Below are 16,559 nucleotides of genomic sequence, written 5' to 3' on the forward strand. Positions count from 1 at the left end.
GCGGCTGGCTCTCCACTTGAATTCTCTTCCCACGCCTCCATAACTGCCCAATACCGATTTCAATCAGGCAATTGGAGCCCAAATGACTACCATACTTTCGGTCCGCCGCGATGATGAAGTTGCCATGGGTGGCGACGGCCAGGTTTCCCTGGGCAACACGGTAATGAAGGGCAACGCCCGCAAGGTTCGTCGCTTGTACAATGGCAAGGTGATCGCGGGTTTCGCCGGCGGCACCGCCGATGCGTTTACCCTGTTTGAACGATTCGAGGCGCAGCTGGAGAAGCACCAGGGCAATCTGACCCGGGCGGCGGTCGAGCTGGCGAAGGACTGGCGAACGGACCGGGCCTTGCGAAGACTGGAAGCCCTTCTTGCGGTAGCCGACAAAACGGCATCATTGATCATTACTGGTAACGGCGATGTTATCGAACCCGAGCAGGGCCTGATTGCCATCGGTTCCGGCGGCCCCTATGCCCAGGCTTCTGCACGAGCCCTGCTGGAAAACACCGAACTCTCGGCCCACGAGGTTGTGGAGAAAGGCCTGGATATAGCAGCCGACATCTGCATCTACACCAACCACAACCGCACCCTCGAAGTGCTGTCCACCAACGAGTGATCCGGAGCGACCATGTCTGCAATGACACCCCGTGAGATTGTCCACGAGCTGAATAAACACATCGTGGGTCAGGAAGAAGCCAAGCGGGCGGTGGCCATCGCCCTGAGAAATCGCTGGCGCCGGATGCAGCTTGATAGCAGCCTGCGCGACGAAATCACGCCAAAGAACATTCTGATGATTGGTCCCACCGGCGTCGGTAAAACGGAAATTGCACGACGGCTGGCAAAACTGGCTGACGCCCCGTTCCTGAAGGTGGAAGCCACCAAGTTCACCGAGGTTGGCTACGTTGGCCGGGACGTGGAATCAATCATTCGGGATCTGGCTGACATGGCCATCAAGATGCTGCGTGAGCAGGAAATGAAGCGGCATGAACACCGCGCCCTCGATGCTGCGGAGGAACGTATTCTGGACGCCTTGCTGCCGCCGGCCAGAGACTTCAAAGAGGACAGCCAGCGCAGCGAGGATTCCTCCACCCGCCAGCTGTTCCGGAAGAAACTGCGCGAAGGCGAGCTGGACGACAAGGAAATCGAGATCGACCTGAGCAGCAGTGGTGCTGGTGTCGAGATCATGGCGCCCCCGGGTATGGAGGAAATGACCAACCAGCTCCAGAGCATGTTCTCCAATCTGTCTTCCGACAAGCGGAAAACCCGGAAGATGAAAGTGAGCGACGCGTTCAAGCGGGTTAAAGACGAGGAAGCGGCCAAGCTCGTTAATGAAGAAGAGATCAAGCAGAAGGCCATTCAGGTGGTCGAGCAGAATGGCATTGTCTTCATTGACGAAATCGACAAGGTCGCCAAACGCTCCGAAAACACCTCGTCCGACGTGTCCCGTGAAGGCGTTCAAAGGGATCTGTTGCCCTTGATCGAGGGCAGTACCGTGAGCACCAAGTACGGTTCGATTCGAACAGACCACATTCTGTTTATTGCCTCCGGGGCGTTTCACCTGTCAAAGCCTTCCGACCTGATTCCCGAGCTTCAGGGCCGGTTGCCGATTCGGGTGGAGCTTGAGGCGCTAACACCGGAGGACTTCAAGCGCATCCTGACCGAGCCGGATGCTTCCCTGGTTCAGCAGTATGAAGCCCTGATGGCCACCGAAGGCGTTAAACTGACGTTTGGCGAAGACGCCATCACCCGCATTGCGGAAGTAGCGTGGAAGGTCAACGAAACCACCGAGAATATCGGCGCCCGACGCTTGCACACCGTGCTCGAGCGTTTGCTGGAGAGCCTTTCTTTCGAGGCCGGTGATCAGGTCACCGACGGCTTTGAGGTGACGGCGGGGTATGTGGACGAGAAGCTCGGAGAGCTGTCCGAGGACGAGGATCTTAGCCGCTACATTCTGTAACTGCAATGACTCGGGGTACGTCAGCCGTGCCCCGACCCTTCGGAATTACTGGGCCTTGCCGAACAGCTGAGTCACGTTCTCAAGGCCCGATGCCAGCTTGCCCTTTTCTGCCTTCTTTTTCCGGCCTTTGGCAACGTAGAGCGGAAGCATCTCTCCATAGAGACTGGTGCTGATGGTTCGCTGCTCATCCTCAAGCCGATCCCGACGCAGCGTAATGCCATATCTCGCCAACTTTGGCTCCAGTTCGTCAGCCCTGCTCAACAGGTCACGGCGAGTCATCTGATAAGCATGCTCACACACCATCCGACGGGACTGGAAACTGAAGACATTGGAGAAGAACAGTTTGGCGTCGTCCCGGGTGGGCTCGAACAAAAGAATATCCTTGTCGGGGTAGTCCCGGGAATATTGAGCAATCCCAGATTGCATGCGGGAATAGACCATAGTTCGGAACATCTGGGACAGCAGGTTGGGCATGCCTGAACGCGTTAGCTCACCCGGCTTCATGGTACCCGCCCGAACCGCAGCACTGGCGTCAATCGGCACCTGTGGATTAACCGCAAACACCAAGTCCGCGCCGTCCTCGAACGCCACCGATGCGTGCAACCCCTTGCGCAGTGTGCCATCGACGTAATAACGGCCGTCGATATCCACCGGCACGTAAAGGCCGGGCGAAGCGGTGCTGGCCTGAATCGCCTTGGAAATGGGCACATGATCAAATCCTGGCGCACCAAAGCAGACGGCTTCGGTACTTTCCACATCGGCCGCCACTATGTAGAGGCTTCGCTTCAATTGCCGGAAATCGTTGGTTCGGCCAAGCATGGTGAATGCCCGCTTGAGATACTCGTGCAACCCCTCATTATCAAACAGGCCCGCGGGCGCCGCCTGTGCAAGAATCGTCAGCGCCTCAAGAAGACTCTGATCGTAGGGATTGTTCACGAACCGCTGAACCGCCGTGGAGACCAGGCCGGGCACAGCCAGTAAACGGCTGCCAAGCTCCTTGAACGCCGGGCGATAGAAAACTTCCGGATGAAACGGGTGAACCTCGGCCTCATTGCGGACGAAAATTCGACACAATTGCGCGGTGGTCATCTGGTTAGCCAGATTGGCCGCTACGAAAGATCCACCATTCACACCAACGTAGACGTCGATATCGTTGAAATCGAGACCATCCAGGGCCTCATCCAGCGCCCTCAGGGCCCCGATCTCATAAATCCCGCCCAGAGGCCCGCCACCACCCAGGGCAAGCCCTATGCGCGGAGCAGATTTGAGGTCGGTTGGTGCTGTCATGGTGTTTCCTTTTCCGGTTGGCATTTCGGGAAATGGTCTCCGCATGCCCAATTACTCACCAACCTATCAGCAGGTTTTAGAGTACTCACCCTATATTCGCTCAAAATGGGACAAAAGTTCAGGACAGGGCCTTCTCGGCAAAGGCAACCGTTGTTGATTTGCCCGGGCGCAGATACCGGCCAAAGCCCGCGTTGCGCAGCGCGAGGTCGACGCAACTCTTGATTACATGGGGAGAGTCCAGCAGCAGCACATCTTCCAGCAACTGCATCGCCCATTCCCGGCTGATACTTCGGATTACCGACTTTACCTTGGGCAGACTGGCCGCGTTCATCGACAGAGAATCGTAGCCCATTGCCATCAACAGCAGCGCACCGCCCGGATCACCCGCCAGCTCACCACAGATTCCGACCGGCTTGCCAACCACGTGCGCGTCTTGGGCAATACGGACCAGCGCCTGCAGCACCGCCGGGTGATACGAATGGTACAGCTGCGCAACCCGGGGGTTGTTGCGATCAACTGCCAGCAGGTACTGGGTCAGATCGTTGGAGCCCACCGACAAGAAGTCCACCCGGTCTGCCAGTTCGCGAATCTGGTAAACGGCAGCCGGTATCTCAACCATCACGCCCACTTTGGGCATATGGATGTCGTAACCTTCTTCACGTACCTCGTGATACACCCGGTAAATCAGGTGCAGGGACTCTTCCACTTCCGAGATGTTACTGATCATCGGCAACATGATCTGGAGGTTATTCAGCCCCTCGCTGGCCTTGAGCATGGCGCGCACCTGAACCAGGAAAATTTCCGGGTGATCAAGGGTAACCCTAATGCCGCGCCAACCCAGGAACGGATTCTCTTCCTGTATGGGGAAATACGTCAGCGATTTGTCGCCACCAATGTCGAGTGTCCGCATGGTGACCGGGTTCGGCGCAAAGGCCTCAAGCTGTTCGCGATAATACTCCCGCTGCTCCTGCTCGGATGGAAACCGATCCTTGATCATGAACGGGACTTCCGTCCGGTACAGACCAATACCCTCAGCCCCGTGCGAGAGAGAGCGAACAACGTCCGTCATCAACCCGGTATTCACCAGCAAGGATACCCGGTGGTGGTCCGTGGTCTCGCAAGGCAAATCCCGCAGTGCTTCCAGGCCGCGAAAGAGTTCATCCTCTTCATCGCAAATGGCCTGATAGAAAGTCCTCAAATCATCCGACGGCGAGGCAAATATCTGCCCCTCAAAGCCATCGACAACCAGCTCCTTGCCATCCAGCTGGTTGACCGGGATATCCACCAGGCCCATGACGGTGGGCACGCCCATGGCACGGGCGAGGATGGCCACGTGGGAGTTACTGGAGCCCTTGACCGACACCAGACCGACGAGCTGCCCTTTGGGGACCTCGCCCAGCATCGCCGGCGTCAGCTCTTCGCTGACCAGAACCGTGCGCGCCGGATATTCCAGATGCCGTTGCTCGCCCTCCTGAAGATGGGAAAGCAGTCGACGCCCAAGATCACGCACATCGACGGCCCGCTCCTGCAGATAATGGTCATCCATCATCTCAAAGTGGCGAATATACTGCTGAACGACCTGTTTCAGTGCACCTTGCGCCCAGACCCCTTCCCGGATCTGGTTGGCTACTTCTCCCGGCAAGGCCTCATCACCCAGCATTCGCAGATAGACGTCAAACAGCGCCTGCTCCTCAGGGCGCAACTGGGAAGCCAGCCGTTTGGCGACCCGCTCGATATCCTCTCGCACCGCCTTAACAGCACCGCGGAAAAGCTCCAGTTCCTGCTCGATATTCTCCGTCGGCTTCTCGGGCACGACATCCAGATCCGCGGCCGGATAAACCACAACCCCGTCACCGATCGCCACGCCCGGCGCCCCGGGCACACCATTAAAGCTGACATCTCTGGCCTCCTCACCGGTCAGAGATAGACCGCTGATGGCTCCAGTGGCTTCGCTGTGGGCGATAACGCCGGCCAATTGCGCAGAAACCGTGACCAGGAAAGCTTCTTCCCCCTCGTCGAAGCACCGGGAACTCTCGCGCTGCTGAACAACCAGAACACCCAACACACGGCGATGGTGAATAATCGGGACCCCCAGGAAGGACCGGAAACGTTCCTCACCGGTCTCGGGGAAATAGCGATAGCGGGGATGGGACGGTGCATCTTCCAGATTGATGGGCTCTTCCCGCGAGCCGACCAGGCCGATCAGGCCCTCGGAATAGCCGAGGCTGACCTTACCTACTGCCTCGCGGTACAGGCCCTCGGTCGCCATCAAAATATAGCGGTTAGTCGCAGGATCCAGGAGATAGACGGAGCAAACCTCGGTTCCCATGGCTTTCTGCACACGCGACACAATGACATCCAGCGCCTCCTGCAAATCGCGGGCGCCGTTTACCTCTTGTACAAGACTTCGCAGTATGCTCAGCATGGCGGGATCAATCCGTCATTTCTGGTGTTCCTTTAAGCGCCGATTCTGCTCGCTTCTGTGCCACTGATCCATGTTGTAGAACAGTCGCGGCGCAAGCTCTCTCAGCGCACGTCGATACACTTCGCGTTTAAACGAGACGACCTGGCCCAGCGGATACCAGTAACTGACCCACTGCCAGCCGTCGAACTCCGGCGAATCGGTACCGTCCACGCACACCTGCGCGTCCGGCGATAACATCCTCAGCAGGAACCATTTCTGTTTTTGGCCCACACAAACGGGGTGGGAATTATGGCGTACCATCCTCCTGGGAAGCCGGTACCTGAGCCAGCCTCGGGTGCAGCTGATGATTTCCACATCACCTGCGCCGAGACCGATTTCCTCGCCAAGCTCCCGGTACAATGCCTCTTCCGGTGATTCCTCGTGTTTGATACCACCTTGCGGAAACTGCCAGGAGTCCTGCCCAATTCGCCTCGCCCAGAGAACTTCGCCCCTGTGGTTGGCCAGAATGATTCCGACGTTGGGTCTGAAACCGTCTGAATCGATCACGGCACAGTCCTCTCAAAAGTCGGCAGACCGGTACAAAAATCAACCGGTCGGATTTGTCCAAGTTGCTCTCATTCTTGCAGAAACCCAAGGGTTCGGCAAACGAAGCCGCAATCATCAGGTCGTGATAGACTGACGCCTCCATGGCAGGCCCAGTGATCACCGGAGGTAATAGCTTGACGCTCGCAATTTTTGATCTGGATAACACCCTACTCGCTGGTGACAGCGACCACGCCTGGGGTGAGTTCCTTGTTGAAGAAGGCATTGTAGATGCCGAGGAATACCGGAAAGCCAACGATCGTTTCTACCAGGAATACCTGAATGGTGAGCTGGACATCCTCCACTATCTCGGTTTTGCCCTGCAGCCACTGGCGAACCACAACATGGATCAACTACTGGCGTGGCGGAACACCTTCATGGATAAGAAAGTCCGCCCCATGATGCAGCCGAAAGCCGCCGAACTGCTTGACCATCACCGTGACCAGGGCCACACGCTGATGATCATCACCGCCACCAATCGTTTCGTAACCGAGCTCATTGCCGAAGAACTGGGCATTGAGCACCTGATCGCCACTGAGCCGGAACTGGTTAACGGCCGTTACACGGGAGAAGTCGCCGGAGTACCCAGCTTCCAGGACGGCAAGGTGACCCGGCTTAATGACTGGCTGGAAGCCCATGACCGCGACTTGGACGGCGCCTGGTTCTACAGCGACTCCCACAACGATGTGCCGCTGCTCAGAGCGGTCGATAATCCGGTGGCGGTGGACCCGGACCCCACTCTGGAAGCCCTGGCCCGGGAGAAAGGCTGGCAGGTAATGTCGTTGAGAAGCTGACGGAGAACCTGCCCGCGCCATCAGAAGAAGCTGGTAAGGGATCTCACGAAACAGGATTTGATGTAATCGGTCTCGGGAATCCCCGGAATAACAGGGTGATCCGGGGCCTGATGCCCCTGCTCCAACAGCTGAACAAACCGGTCGATCTTGCGACCACTGCCGCGAATGATATCAGTCAGCTTGTCCTGGGACAGATGCATGGAGCAGGACGCTGACACCAGAATACCGTCCCGCTCAAGCAAACGCAGACCCAGCTGATTGAGCCGGGTATAGGCCTGCTCGCCTGCCTTCTGATCCCGGCGACGAGGAATCAGTGCCGGCGGATCCAGCACAACAATGTCGAACTTCTCTTTTTCGTCACACAGGGCTTTCAACGCCTCAAACGCATCACCTTCCAGGGTTTCCACGTTTTCAAGGCCGTTCAACCGGGCGTTATGGTGCACCGAATCGATCGCTGACGAGGAGCTATCAACACAGGTCACCTGGGTGGCGCCGGCACAGGCGGCCTGAATGCCCCAGCCGCCGACGTAACTGAAGACATCCAGAACCCGCTTACCGGGGGCATAGGCCTGCAGGCGCTGGCGGTTCATACGGTGATCGTAGAACCAGCCGGTTTTCTGACCACCGGCCAGGGGCACCTCGAATCGCACGCCATTCTCTTCCACTTCGAGCAGCGAAATCTCTGGACCATGCGCCTGCTCGACGTAGGTATCCAATCCTTCGACCTTGCGCATCTTGCCATCGTTTTTAAGGATAACGGCCTTGGGGTGGGCCAGACGCTGAATGGACCGCACAATGGCGTCTTTCAGTAGCTCCATGCCCGCCGTAGAAATCTGAACCACCACCGTGTCGTCAAAGCGATCGATCACAAGCCCGGAGAGCCCATCACTATCGCCGAACACCCAGCGGTAAAAGGGCTTGTCGAACAGCCTGTCCCGCAGGGCCAGCGCAGTCTCCAGACGCTGCTCCAGACGTTTTGGCGTCATACCGTGACTTCCGTCTCGACTGATCAACCGGCCACAGATCAGAGCATGCGGATTGACGAAAACGGTGCCCAGAGATTTGTCATTGGAGGCTTTGAGTTCGGCTTGGGCTCCTGCCTCAAACCCGGTCAGCGGTGACCGGCGGGTATCGACTTCATTGCTGTAAACCCACAAGTGGCCGGCCCGGAGCCTGCGCTCGGCGCCCTTGCGAAGATATAAAACCGGAAAATTCATAGCGACCACCTGACAGGAATGGAAATGGGGCGCGGATTATACATAACCCCGAAACAACAGCACGAAAGGGTGGGGGGGGGGGCGCCCGCCAGGCAGGCTGACCACATCTACTTCCAGAGCTTAACTCTCGGCGGCCACATGCTCCGAATAGGCCGCAGCATCCATCAGGCCTTCCAGCTCACCCTCATCAACCAGCTTTACCTTGTACAGCCAGCCATCACCGTAGGGGTCTTCATTAACCTTCTCCGGCTCGTCTTCAAGCGCCTCATTCACCGCAATGACTTCACCGGTCACCGGGCTGAACACGTCCGAAGCAGACTTGACCGATTCGGCCACGCCGGCCTCTTCGCCGCCATTGACCGTGATACCCAGGTCCGGCACGCCAATATAGACCACGTCGCCCAACTGCTCCTGGGCAAAGTCTGTAATCCCGACGGTGGCTGTGCCGTCGTCGGAGATGCGGACCCACTGGTGAGTTTCGATGTATTTGAGATCTGCAGGTATGTCGCTCATGATCGAATTCCCTGGTTGAATTTTTCCGCGCAGTTTACCGCAAGAGCCTAACGCCAGCTAACATCCCGTGCCATTGCCATGAACGATTTCAGGTAATCCACCCCCTGATCCCGCTCACGCACCCCCAGGAAAATCTGTTTTGCGATCCCCTGCTCACCCAGTTGCACCGGCTTAACCGCCATCCTGTTCGTGTACTCCGCTACCAGCCAACGTGGCAATGCTGCCACGCCGCGCCCGGCCGCGACCATCTGCAACATGATGTCGGTGGTTTCAATCGTCTTGTGGCGGGCAGGGCTGGCGTGGGCCGGCAACAGAAACCGGGCATAGACATCCAGCCGCTCGATTTCCACCGGGTAAGTGATCAGCGTCTCTTTGGCGAGGTCGTTGGGTTCGGCCCATTGAGCGCCCGCCAACGGATGACTGTCAGCCACCACCAGTACTTGCTCGTAATCGAATACCGGCTCAAACACCAGGCCGGGACGATGCAGGGGGTCCGGTGTCACCAGCATATCGATATCGTACCCGAACAGGGCACCGATCCCACCAAACTGGAATTTCTGCTTCACGTCCACATCAACCCCCGGCCAATGGCCCAGATACGGACCGACCACTTTAAGCAGCCACTGATAACAGGGATGGCACTCCATACCGATTCTCAGGGTTCCACGCTGACCCTTGGCGAGCTGCCCAATCAGTGTCTCCGCGTGCTCGAATTGCGGTAGCAGCCGACCCGCCAACGAGAGCAAATACTCACCCGACTGCGTCAGCCGCAGCTGGCGCCCTTCCCGAATCCATACAGCCGTGCCCAATTGCTGCTCCAGCTTTCGCATGGAATGGCTGAGCGCCGACTGGGTCAGGTGCAGGGTTTCGGCCGCCGCCGTCAAGGATCCTCTCCGGGCAACGGCGCTGAGGATCTCCAGGTGATGTCGTTCAATCATGGTCGGCCCGCCTCATTCAGTGAATTTTTCTCATGGTTTATTGAAATAATACCATTATTTTTCATGGAGGAGCCGGGCTAGCCTAGAACACCTCGATTCACTACCAGCAATCATCAGGAGTACCCCGGCCATGGTCATCACACACAGCCTCGGCTTTCCCCGAATCGGAACACGGCGCGAACTCAAGCATGCCCTGGAAACGTACTGGCAGGGCAGTATCCCTGAGGAACAACTGGAGCGAGAAGGTGAAGCCCTGCGCCGCAAAAACTGGGGCCTACAGGACGGACTGGACCTCGCCCCTGTCGGCGACTTCTCATTTTACGACCACGTTCTGGACATGAGCGTCACACTGGGCCACTTTCCTGATCGGGCCGGTCTTGCGGAAGGCAGCATTACCGACCGCTATTTCCGGGTGGCTCGCGGACGTTCCGGGAACGACGACAGGGGGTGCGAAATCCACGCCGGCGAAATGACGAAGTGGTTCGACACCAATTACCACTACATCGTCCCGGAATTCCACTCGGAAACCGGCTTTTCGCTGAATCCCGAACGCCTGGTGGCGCAGATCAGGGAAGCCAGAAAACAGGGCGTGGCGCCCAAGCCGGTCATCATCGGCCCGGTTACCTACCTTTGGCTGGGCAAAAGCAAAGACGACACCGACAAGCTCAGCTTACTGGACCGGTTGCTGCCTGTTTATGCTGAACTGCTGGACCGGATAACCGCCGAGGGAGTGGAGTGGGTACAGATTGACGAGCCGGCACTGGTCACCGACCTCGACGCCGACTGGCGCCACGCTTTCAATGTTGCCTACCACTCCCTGAAAACCAGCCAGGCCAAACTGTTAGTAACCACTTACTTCGGCGATCTGCGCGAAAATCTGCAACTGGCCTGTGAGCTACCGGTCTCAGGCCTGCACCTCGATGCCATCAGCGCCCCCGAGGAAGTCGCACGGATCGTGGATTGGCTAACCCCGCTCAAAGTCCTGTCGCTGGGCATCGTCGACGGTCGAAACATCTGGCGAACCGATCTGGGCCGGACGCTGGACTGGCTGGAGCCCGTGCATGACAGACTTGGAGACCGGCTCTGGCTGGCTCCCTCTTGCTCTCTCCTGCATGTACCTGTCGATGTCGACCTGGAGCAAAAACTGGACGCCGACATCAAAGGCTGGCTCGCATTCGCGGTTCAGAAATTGGACGAGCTGAGCGTACTTGCCAGGGCGCTGAATAGCGGCCGCACCGCCGTGAATGACAAACTGACAGAGAACGCCCGAGTCATTCAAAGCCGACAGGTGTCCTCGCGAGTTCACAATCCCGCCATCGCACGGGCAGTGGACAGCCTTGGAAGCCACGCAGGTCACCGCCGATCTCCCCACAGTGAACGGGTCCACGCTCAGCGGAGACACACGGTTCTGCCCGCCTTTCCCACGACAACGATTGGCTCCTTTCCGCAGACAACTGACATACGTCTGGCCCGCCAGCAGTTCCGCAAAGGTGAACTTACGGACACCGCCTACGTCGCCCGCATCCGGGAAGAGATTGCCTACTGTGTGGATCAGCAGGAAGAGTTGGGCCTCGATGTTCTCGTTCACGGCGAAGCCGAGCGCAACGACATGGTGGAGTATTTCGGTGAGCAGCTGGACGGTTACGCTTTCAGCCAGTTCGGCTGGGTCCAGTCCTATGGTTCCCGGTGCGTAAAACCCCCCATTCTGTACGGTGACATTTCCCGCCCCAAAGCCATGACCGTGGAGTGGATTCGTTATGCCCAGTCCCTCACCGGGAAACCACTCAAGGGCATGCTTACCGGCCCTGTCACCATGCTGAACTGGTCATTTGTCCGGGACGACCAACCCAGGAAAGACACAGCCCAGCAATTGGCCCTGGCGATACGGGGAGAGGTACTGGACCTGGAAAAAGCTGGCGTGAAAATCATCCAGATCGACGAAGCCGCGCTGCGAGAGGGCCTGCCCCTTCGCAGGTCCGACCGGGCCGACTACCTGGACTGGGCCGTCCATGCTTTCAGGGTTGCCGCCAACGGCGTCCGGGACGAAACCCAGATACATACCCACATGTGCTATTCGGAGTTCAATGACATCATTGATTCGATCGCACGGATGGACGCCGACGTTATTACCATTGAGACCTCACGGTCCCACATGGAACTTCTGGATGCGTTCAGAGGGTTTGAGTACCCCAACGACATCGGCCCCGGCGTCTACGACATCCACTCTCCCAATATTCCCGACAAGCAGGACATGGTGGGGCTGATACGAAAAGCTGCTGAACGGATTCCATCCGGGCGACTCTGGGTCAACCCCGACTGCGGGCTGAAAACCCGGAAATGGGAGGAAGTGGTGCCGGCACTGAGAGCAATGGTCCAGGCTGCCGGAGAACTCCGGCAAGCCGCTCAGTAACCGGAGCTGTTCTGGTCAAGCTCGAATTCGAAATCCTCGGCCCGGCGAACTTCCGTGTTGAAGTCGCCGGAAGCCATCAGTTCAAACCAGCGATAGCCCGGAGGCAGCGGTTCGACCGAAAACTGACTGGAATTCGACGTAAATTGTATGCAGGTCGATGGCGTTGCCAGCAAGCGCACGCCATCCCGGTCCAGGGCATGCTCCTGATGAATATGCCCCCACAGCACCAGCTGCACCTGGGGGTACCGGTCGACAACCGCCCAGAACGCCTCCCGATTGCGGAGACCAATCTGCGCCATCCAGTCCGAGCCAATATCCACCGGATGATGGTGCAGCGTAATCAATGCCGGGAGATCTGGATGTTCGGCAAGGGAAGCCTCCAGGAAATCGAGTTCTGACTGGGCCAGCTCGCCATAGACCTTTCCGGGCACGGATGAATCCAGAAGGATGCATTGCCAACCGCCCCGGACAATTTGCCGACGATCGGCGTGATACTCAGCAGCGACAGCCTTGAAAGCCTCCGCGTCGTCATGATTACCCGCCAGCCAGGCCGAATCACACGCGAACACCTGTAAACTTTCGCCAAACACCCGGTAAGCTTCCTCCGAGCCGTCCTGAGCCAGATCGCCGGTTGCCAGGATCAGATCTGGCTGACCATGAACCTTTAAAACCTCATCAATTACGGCCGCCAGACTCTCCCGGGTATTCACGCCCAGAAGCTCTCCGTTGGCGTTCGCCATCAGGTGGGGATCCGTCAGTTGCAGTACCCGGAACGGCCGGGGTTCATCCTTTGTGGTCATGGCGCTCTTGGTCAAATCAGTGCTCATCACTTGAACGTGGCACAAGTGTACGACGACAGCTTCCGGTTTTATCACCTTCGAATGCAACGGGAGTCACATTATGACCAGTCACCGGCGACATATTGCAATTTTTGACAACTATGACACACGTACCGGATCGCACCAGCCCACTTTAGTACTGTGTGCAAGGCCCCGGGCGTGGATTCAGTCCACGCCTTCACCGGCTGACCAGGCAGCATGCTCCATAGGCAGATGACCAAAGCGCAGGCAGTAATCGAGCCAGTCCGCCAGGAAACCATTGACCTGAACCTTCTCGTCCGGGTGATGCATAAAGCGGTTGGGGTAATCATTGACCGGGGCGATCTGACGGTCCCGGTAACAGCTGATGACCTCGGCCATGGCGGCATCGTGATAGACCCGCACGGTCATCTGCGGATTATTCAACCAACGGCCGGCATTGTGAACCTGCTCAAGCAGAAGAGTTTCGGTAAATCGTGCGGTTTGCAGGACCTTGATCTGCACCCTGCCGAGGTACAGGTTTTCCCGGTGGAGCTCAAATTCACACACAGGTTTGCCATCGACCTCAAGCTGGCGAAGTCGGCTCAAACGCTGGTAGTTGCCATCGCACAGGGCGCCTAGCTGCCTGAGGTCCGGCACATACCGCTTTGGCTTCATACCCCACTCTGTCATGACGTCGCCTCTTTCCGGAGTCTTGAACGATTCAGTTCAAGCCATTGAAGAGCAATAATAGCTGCTGCGTTGTTGACCCGGCCATCGCGGATCATGGCAATTGCCTCTTCCGCCCTGAAAACATGGGCGCGGATGTCTTCATGTTCGTGTTCAACGCCAAACAGTCCGCCGGCGTTCTGGGTGCTGATCAGCCCACAGAACAGGTGAACCAGTTCGGTGGTGCCACCCGGAGAGACCAGGTAGTCACATATTTTGTCCAGGCGACTGAATGTCAGCCCCGCTTCCTCCTGACCCTCCCGCTGCGCCACATCCTCCGGCGACTCACCAGCCTCGTTCATTCCGGCCACCAGCTCCAACAGCCACGGCGACTGGTCACGACCCAGGACGCCGAGCCGGAACTGTTCCAACAATACGACCTCGTCCCGAACGGGATCGTAGGGGAGCACGCAGGTGGCATCGCCACGAACAAACAGCTCGCGGGTGAACACCGGCATTTCCCGTCCGTCAAAACGCGGGTGGGTCAACCAGAGCTTGTCCATCCGGAAGAAGCCCTGGAAGACGGTCTCGCGTTTTTCGACTTTAACGTCGCTGGCTGAGAACTGGAACGGCTCGGTCATTTTTCACCCTGTTTCGGCAACGACTTTGAACGATAGCCGGTGGTCGTCGCTGATTGCAAGCCTCTTTGGTGCAAGACCGGTGCAGAGAATGCCCCCTCAAGCCACGCCCCTTACGGCACGACCACGTGACGCTTGAGCTCCGCCCTCCATGGCTGTGGCAGCGTTGGAAGCGTTACTCTACACCGCCCCAAATGGCGCAAACAATCAGGCTAGTGAAAAGCCAACACCAGCGTCAGACCTTGTCATAGAGCTTACTCCCGGATTCCACGAATTCGCGGGACTTCTCCTGCATGCCCGCGTCCACCGCTGACACCTCATCCAGACCATGTTCCCTGGCATAATCCCGAACCTCCTGGGAAATCTGCATGGAACAGAACTTCGGCCCGCACATGGAACAGAAGTGGGCGACTTTAGCCGACTCCTTGGGCAGGGTTTCATCGTGATAGGACCGCGCCGTGTCCGGATCCAGGCCAAGGTTGAACTGGTCCTCCCAGCGAAATTCAAAGCGGGCCTTGGAGAGTGCGTTGTCTCGAATCTGTGCGCCCGGATGCCCCTTGGCAAGGTCGGCGGCGTGCGCGGCAATCTTGTAGGTGATGATGCCGGTTTTTACATCGTCCTTGTTCGGCAGACCAAGGTGCTCTTTGGGGGTGACGTAGCAGAGCATGGCACAACCGTACCAGCCGATCATCGCGGCACCGATGCCGGACGTAATGTGATCGTATCCCGGCGCGATGTCAGTGATCAGGGGCCCAAGCGTGTAGAAGGGGGCCTCATCACAGCACTCGAGCTGCTTGTCCATGTTTTCCTTCACCAGATGCATGGGTACGTGCCCAGGGCCTTCGATCATGACCTGAACATCGTGCTTCCACGCAATCTTGGTAAGCTCTCCCAGCGTTTCCAGCTCCCCGAACTGCGCAGCATCGTTGGCATCGGCAATCGAACCCGGGCGTAAGCCATCTCCCAGGCTGAAGGACACGTCATAGGCCTTCATGATTTCGCAAATGTCTTCGAAGTGCTCGTACAGGAAACTTTCCTTATGGTGGGCCAGGCACCATTTGGCCATGATGGAGCCGCCACGAGAGACGATGCCCGTGGTCCGGCTCGCGGTCATCGGCACGTGATGCAGGCGGACGCCGGCGTGAATCGTGAAATAGTCGACGCCCTGCTCTGCCTGCTCGATCAAGGTGTCCCGGAATATCTCCCAGGTCAGATCTTCGGCCACACCACCAACCTTCTCCAGCGCCTGGTAGATGGGCACCGTGCCGATCGGCACCGGAGAATTCCGGATAATCCACTCCCGGGTTTCGTGGATATTCTTGCCGGTGGACAGATCCATGATGGTATCGGCACCCCAGCGGATGCCCCAGGTCAGTTTCTCCACTTCTTCTTCAATGGAGGAACTGACGGCCGAGTTTCCGATGTTGCCGTTGATTTTGACCAGAAAGTTGCGCCCGATGATCATCGGTTCGGATTCCGGGTGATTGATGTTGGCCGGGATGATTGCGCGTCCCCGAGCCACTTCCTCGCGCACGAATTCAGGCGTAATTTCTTCCGGCAGGTTCGCCCCGAAGGACTGGCCCGGGTGCTGCTCCTTCAGTAACCCCTTATCCCGGGCCTCCTGAAGCTTCTGGTTCTCCCGGATGGCAATGTACTCCATTTCCGGAGTAACAATGCCCCGGCGGGCGTAATGCATCTGGCTGACATTGCTTCCGGCTTTCGCGCGCAGGGGCTTTCGCTCGTCATTGAACCGGAGCGGATCGAGCTGGGGATCTTTCATCCGACGACGCGTGAATTCAGAGGTATAGCCGGGCAGGCATTCAACATCGTCGCGCTCGGCAATCCAGGCCGCCCGGACCGGCGCGAGCCCTTTGCGCAGATCAATCCGGGCCTCGGGATCGGTGTAGGGGCCAGAGGTATCGTAAACCACCACGGGAGCGTTCTCTTCTCCCCCCATTTCGGTGGGCGTATCCCCCAGTGTGATTTCACGCATCGGCACGTGAAGATCGGGACGGCTGCCCTGAACGTATACTTTCCGCGATTTTGGTAACGGTTTTATCGCTGCAGAGTCTACCTGGGCGGAATCGCTGAGGTAGGAAGGTAAATCTGTCATCATTCGCTCCCGGAACTTGGGTGGACGTCGGGTCGCGTATGACGGAGTGAAGCACCGGATTTACCTTTGAGGCAAAGGAGCACGGTTTCCAATCAGCAATGTTGTCTTAATTCCTACGCCGGTATTATCCGGATCAGGTCGCGGGTTCTGCGATGCAATCTCAGCCAGCCGCCCTCATTCAGTTCAGGCAGGCCAGCACCCCGTCAAGACGCGAATCTTTTG

At 57.9% G+C, this 16,559-nt stretch carries 14 protein-coding genes and 1 riboswitch; of the genes, 4 read left to right on the forward strand and 10 right to left on the reverse strand.

What is annotated here, in order from left to right:
• The first annotated feature begins 82 nt into the window (after nucleotides 1–82).
• Both hslV and hslU read left to right on the forward strand, forming a co-directional pair.
• A complete protein-coding gene (hslV, locus tag KZO34_RS17430; RefSeq protein ID WP_219478164.1) occupies nucleotides 83–613 on the forward strand; it encodes an ATP-dependent protease subunit HslV in 531 nt (176 codons plus the stop codon).
• 12 nt (nucleotides 614–625) lie between these two features.
• Nucleotides 626–1,954, forward strand: a complete 1,329-nt coding sequence (hslU, locus tag KZO34_RS17435; protein ID WP_219478167.1) for an ATP-dependent protease ATPase subunit HslU — start codon at nucleotides 626–628, stop codon at nucleotides 1,952–1,954.
• Nucleotides 1,955–1,999: 45 nt separating this feature from the next.
• Here the strand turns inward: hslU and KZO34_RS17440 are convergent, their stop codons facing one another.
• The 3 genes from KZO34_RS17440 to KZO34_RS17450 all read right to left on the reverse strand — a co-directional run bounded on the left by KZO34_RS17440 (nucleotide 2,000) and on the right by KZO34_RS17450 (nucleotide 6,212).
• Complete coding sequence (locus KZO34_RS17440) at nucleotides 2,000–3,241, reverse strand: patatin-like phospholipase family protein (RefSeq protein ID WP_219478169.1); 1,242 nt, start codon at nucleotides 3,239–3,241, stop codon at nucleotides 2,000–2,002.
• A gap of 118 nt (nucleotides 3,242–3,359) precedes the next feature.
• Nucleotides 3,360–5,666, reverse strand: a complete 2,307-nt coding sequence (gene ptsP, locus KZO34_RS17445) for a phosphoenolpyruvate--protein phosphotransferase (protein ID WP_219478171.1) — start codon at nucleotides 5,664–5,666, stop codon at nucleotides 3,360–3,362.
• A 15-nt stretch (nucleotides 5,667–5,681) separates the two neighbouring features.
• Complete coding sequence (locus KZO34_RS17450) at nucleotides 5,682–6,212, reverse strand: RNA pyrophosphohydrolase (protein ID WP_219478173.1); 531 nt, start codon at nucleotides 6,210–6,212, stop codon at nucleotides 5,682–5,684.
• A 173-nt stretch (nucleotides 6,213–6,385) separates the two neighbouring features.
• Here KZO34_RS17450 and KZO34_RS17455 point away from each other — a divergent pair, with 173 nt between their 5' ends.
• The gene (locus tag KZO34_RS17455) at nucleotides 6,386–7,042 is read left to right on the forward strand and encodes a histidinol-phosphatase (RefSeq protein ID WP_219478175.1); all 657 of its coding nucleotides are present in this window, start codon (nucleotides 6,386–6,388) and stop codon (nucleotides 7,040–7,042) included.
• Between the two features lie 20 nt (nucleotides 7,043–7,062).
• Here the strand turns inward: KZO34_RS17455 and KZO34_RS17460 are convergent, their stop codons facing one another.
• The 3 genes from KZO34_RS17460 to KZO34_RS17470 form a co-directional block, all read right to left on the reverse strand.
• Nucleotides 7,063–8,259 (reverse strand): class I SAM-dependent rRNA methyltransferase, encoded by a 1,197-nt coding sequence (locus KZO34_RS17460; protein WP_219478176.1) that lies wholly within the window; start codon nucleotides 8,257–8,259, stop codon nucleotides 7,063–7,065.
• 120 nt (nucleotides 8,260–8,379) lie between these two features.
• Nucleotides 8,380–8,772, reverse strand: coding sequence for a glycine cleavage system protein GcvH (gene gcvH / locus KZO34_RS17465; protein WP_219478178.1), 393 nt, complete (start codon nucleotides 8,770–8,772; stop codon nucleotides 8,380–8,382).
• Between the two features lie 47 nt (nucleotides 8,773–8,819).
• The gene (locus KZO34_RS17470) at nucleotides 8,820–9,710 is read right to left on the reverse strand and encodes a LysR family transcriptional regulator (RefSeq protein WP_219478180.1); all 891 of its coding nucleotides are present in this window, start codon (nucleotides 9,708–9,710) and stop codon (nucleotides 8,820–8,822) included.
• A gap of 130 nt (nucleotides 9,711–9,840) precedes the next feature.
• Between KZO34_RS17470 and metE the strand changes: the two genes are divergently transcribed.
• Nucleotides 9,841–12,120, forward strand: a complete 2,280-nt coding sequence (metE, locus tag KZO34_RS17475; RefSeq protein ID WP_219478181.1) for a 5-methyltetrahydropteroyltriglutamate--homocysteine S-methyltransferase — start codon at nucleotides 9,841–9,843, stop codon at nucleotides 12,118–12,120.
• Here metE and cpdA read toward each other — a convergent pair.
• From cpdA to thiC, 4 genes are all read right to left on the reverse strand, one after another.
• Complete coding sequence (cpdA, locus tag KZO34_RS17480; protein ID WP_219478183.1) at nucleotides 12,114–12,920, reverse strand: 3',5'-cyclic-AMP phosphodiesterase; 807 nt, start codon at nucleotides 12,918–12,920, stop codon at nucleotides 12,114–12,116. The genes metE and cpdA overlap by 7 nt on opposite strands.
• A 204-nt stretch (nucleotides 12,921–13,124) precedes the next feature.
• Entirely contained in the window at nucleotides 13,125–13,610 is a 486-nt protein-coding gene (locus tag KZO34_RS17485; RefSeq protein ID WP_219478186.1) for a DUF1249 domain-containing protein, read from the reverse strand.
• Nucleotides 13,607–14,227, reverse strand: coding sequence for an NUDIX domain-containing protein (locus KZO34_RS17490; protein WP_219478188.1), 621 nt, complete (start codon nucleotides 14,225–14,227; stop codon nucleotides 13,607–13,609). The genes KZO34_RS17485 and KZO34_RS17490 overlap by 4 nt, the downstream gene beginning before the upstream one ends.
• A 232-nt stretch (nucleotides 14,228–14,459) precedes the next feature.
• Nucleotides 14,460–16,337, reverse strand: coding sequence for a phosphomethylpyrimidine synthase ThiC (gene thiC, locus KZO34_RS17495; protein ID WP_219478189.1), 1,878 nt, complete (start codon nucleotides 16,335–16,337; stop codon nucleotides 14,460–14,462).
• 93 nt (nucleotides 16,338–16,430) lie between these two features.
• Nucleotides 16,431–16,550: riboswitch (TPP riboswitch) on the reverse strand.
• Nucleotides 16,551–16,559: the final 9 nt, after the last annotated feature.

Source organism: Marinobacter sp. F4206 (assembly GCF_019392195.1).
In the GTDB taxonomy this organism is placed as follows: Bacteria; Pseudomonadota; Gammaproteobacteria; order Pseudomonadales; family Oleiphilaceae; genus Marinobacter.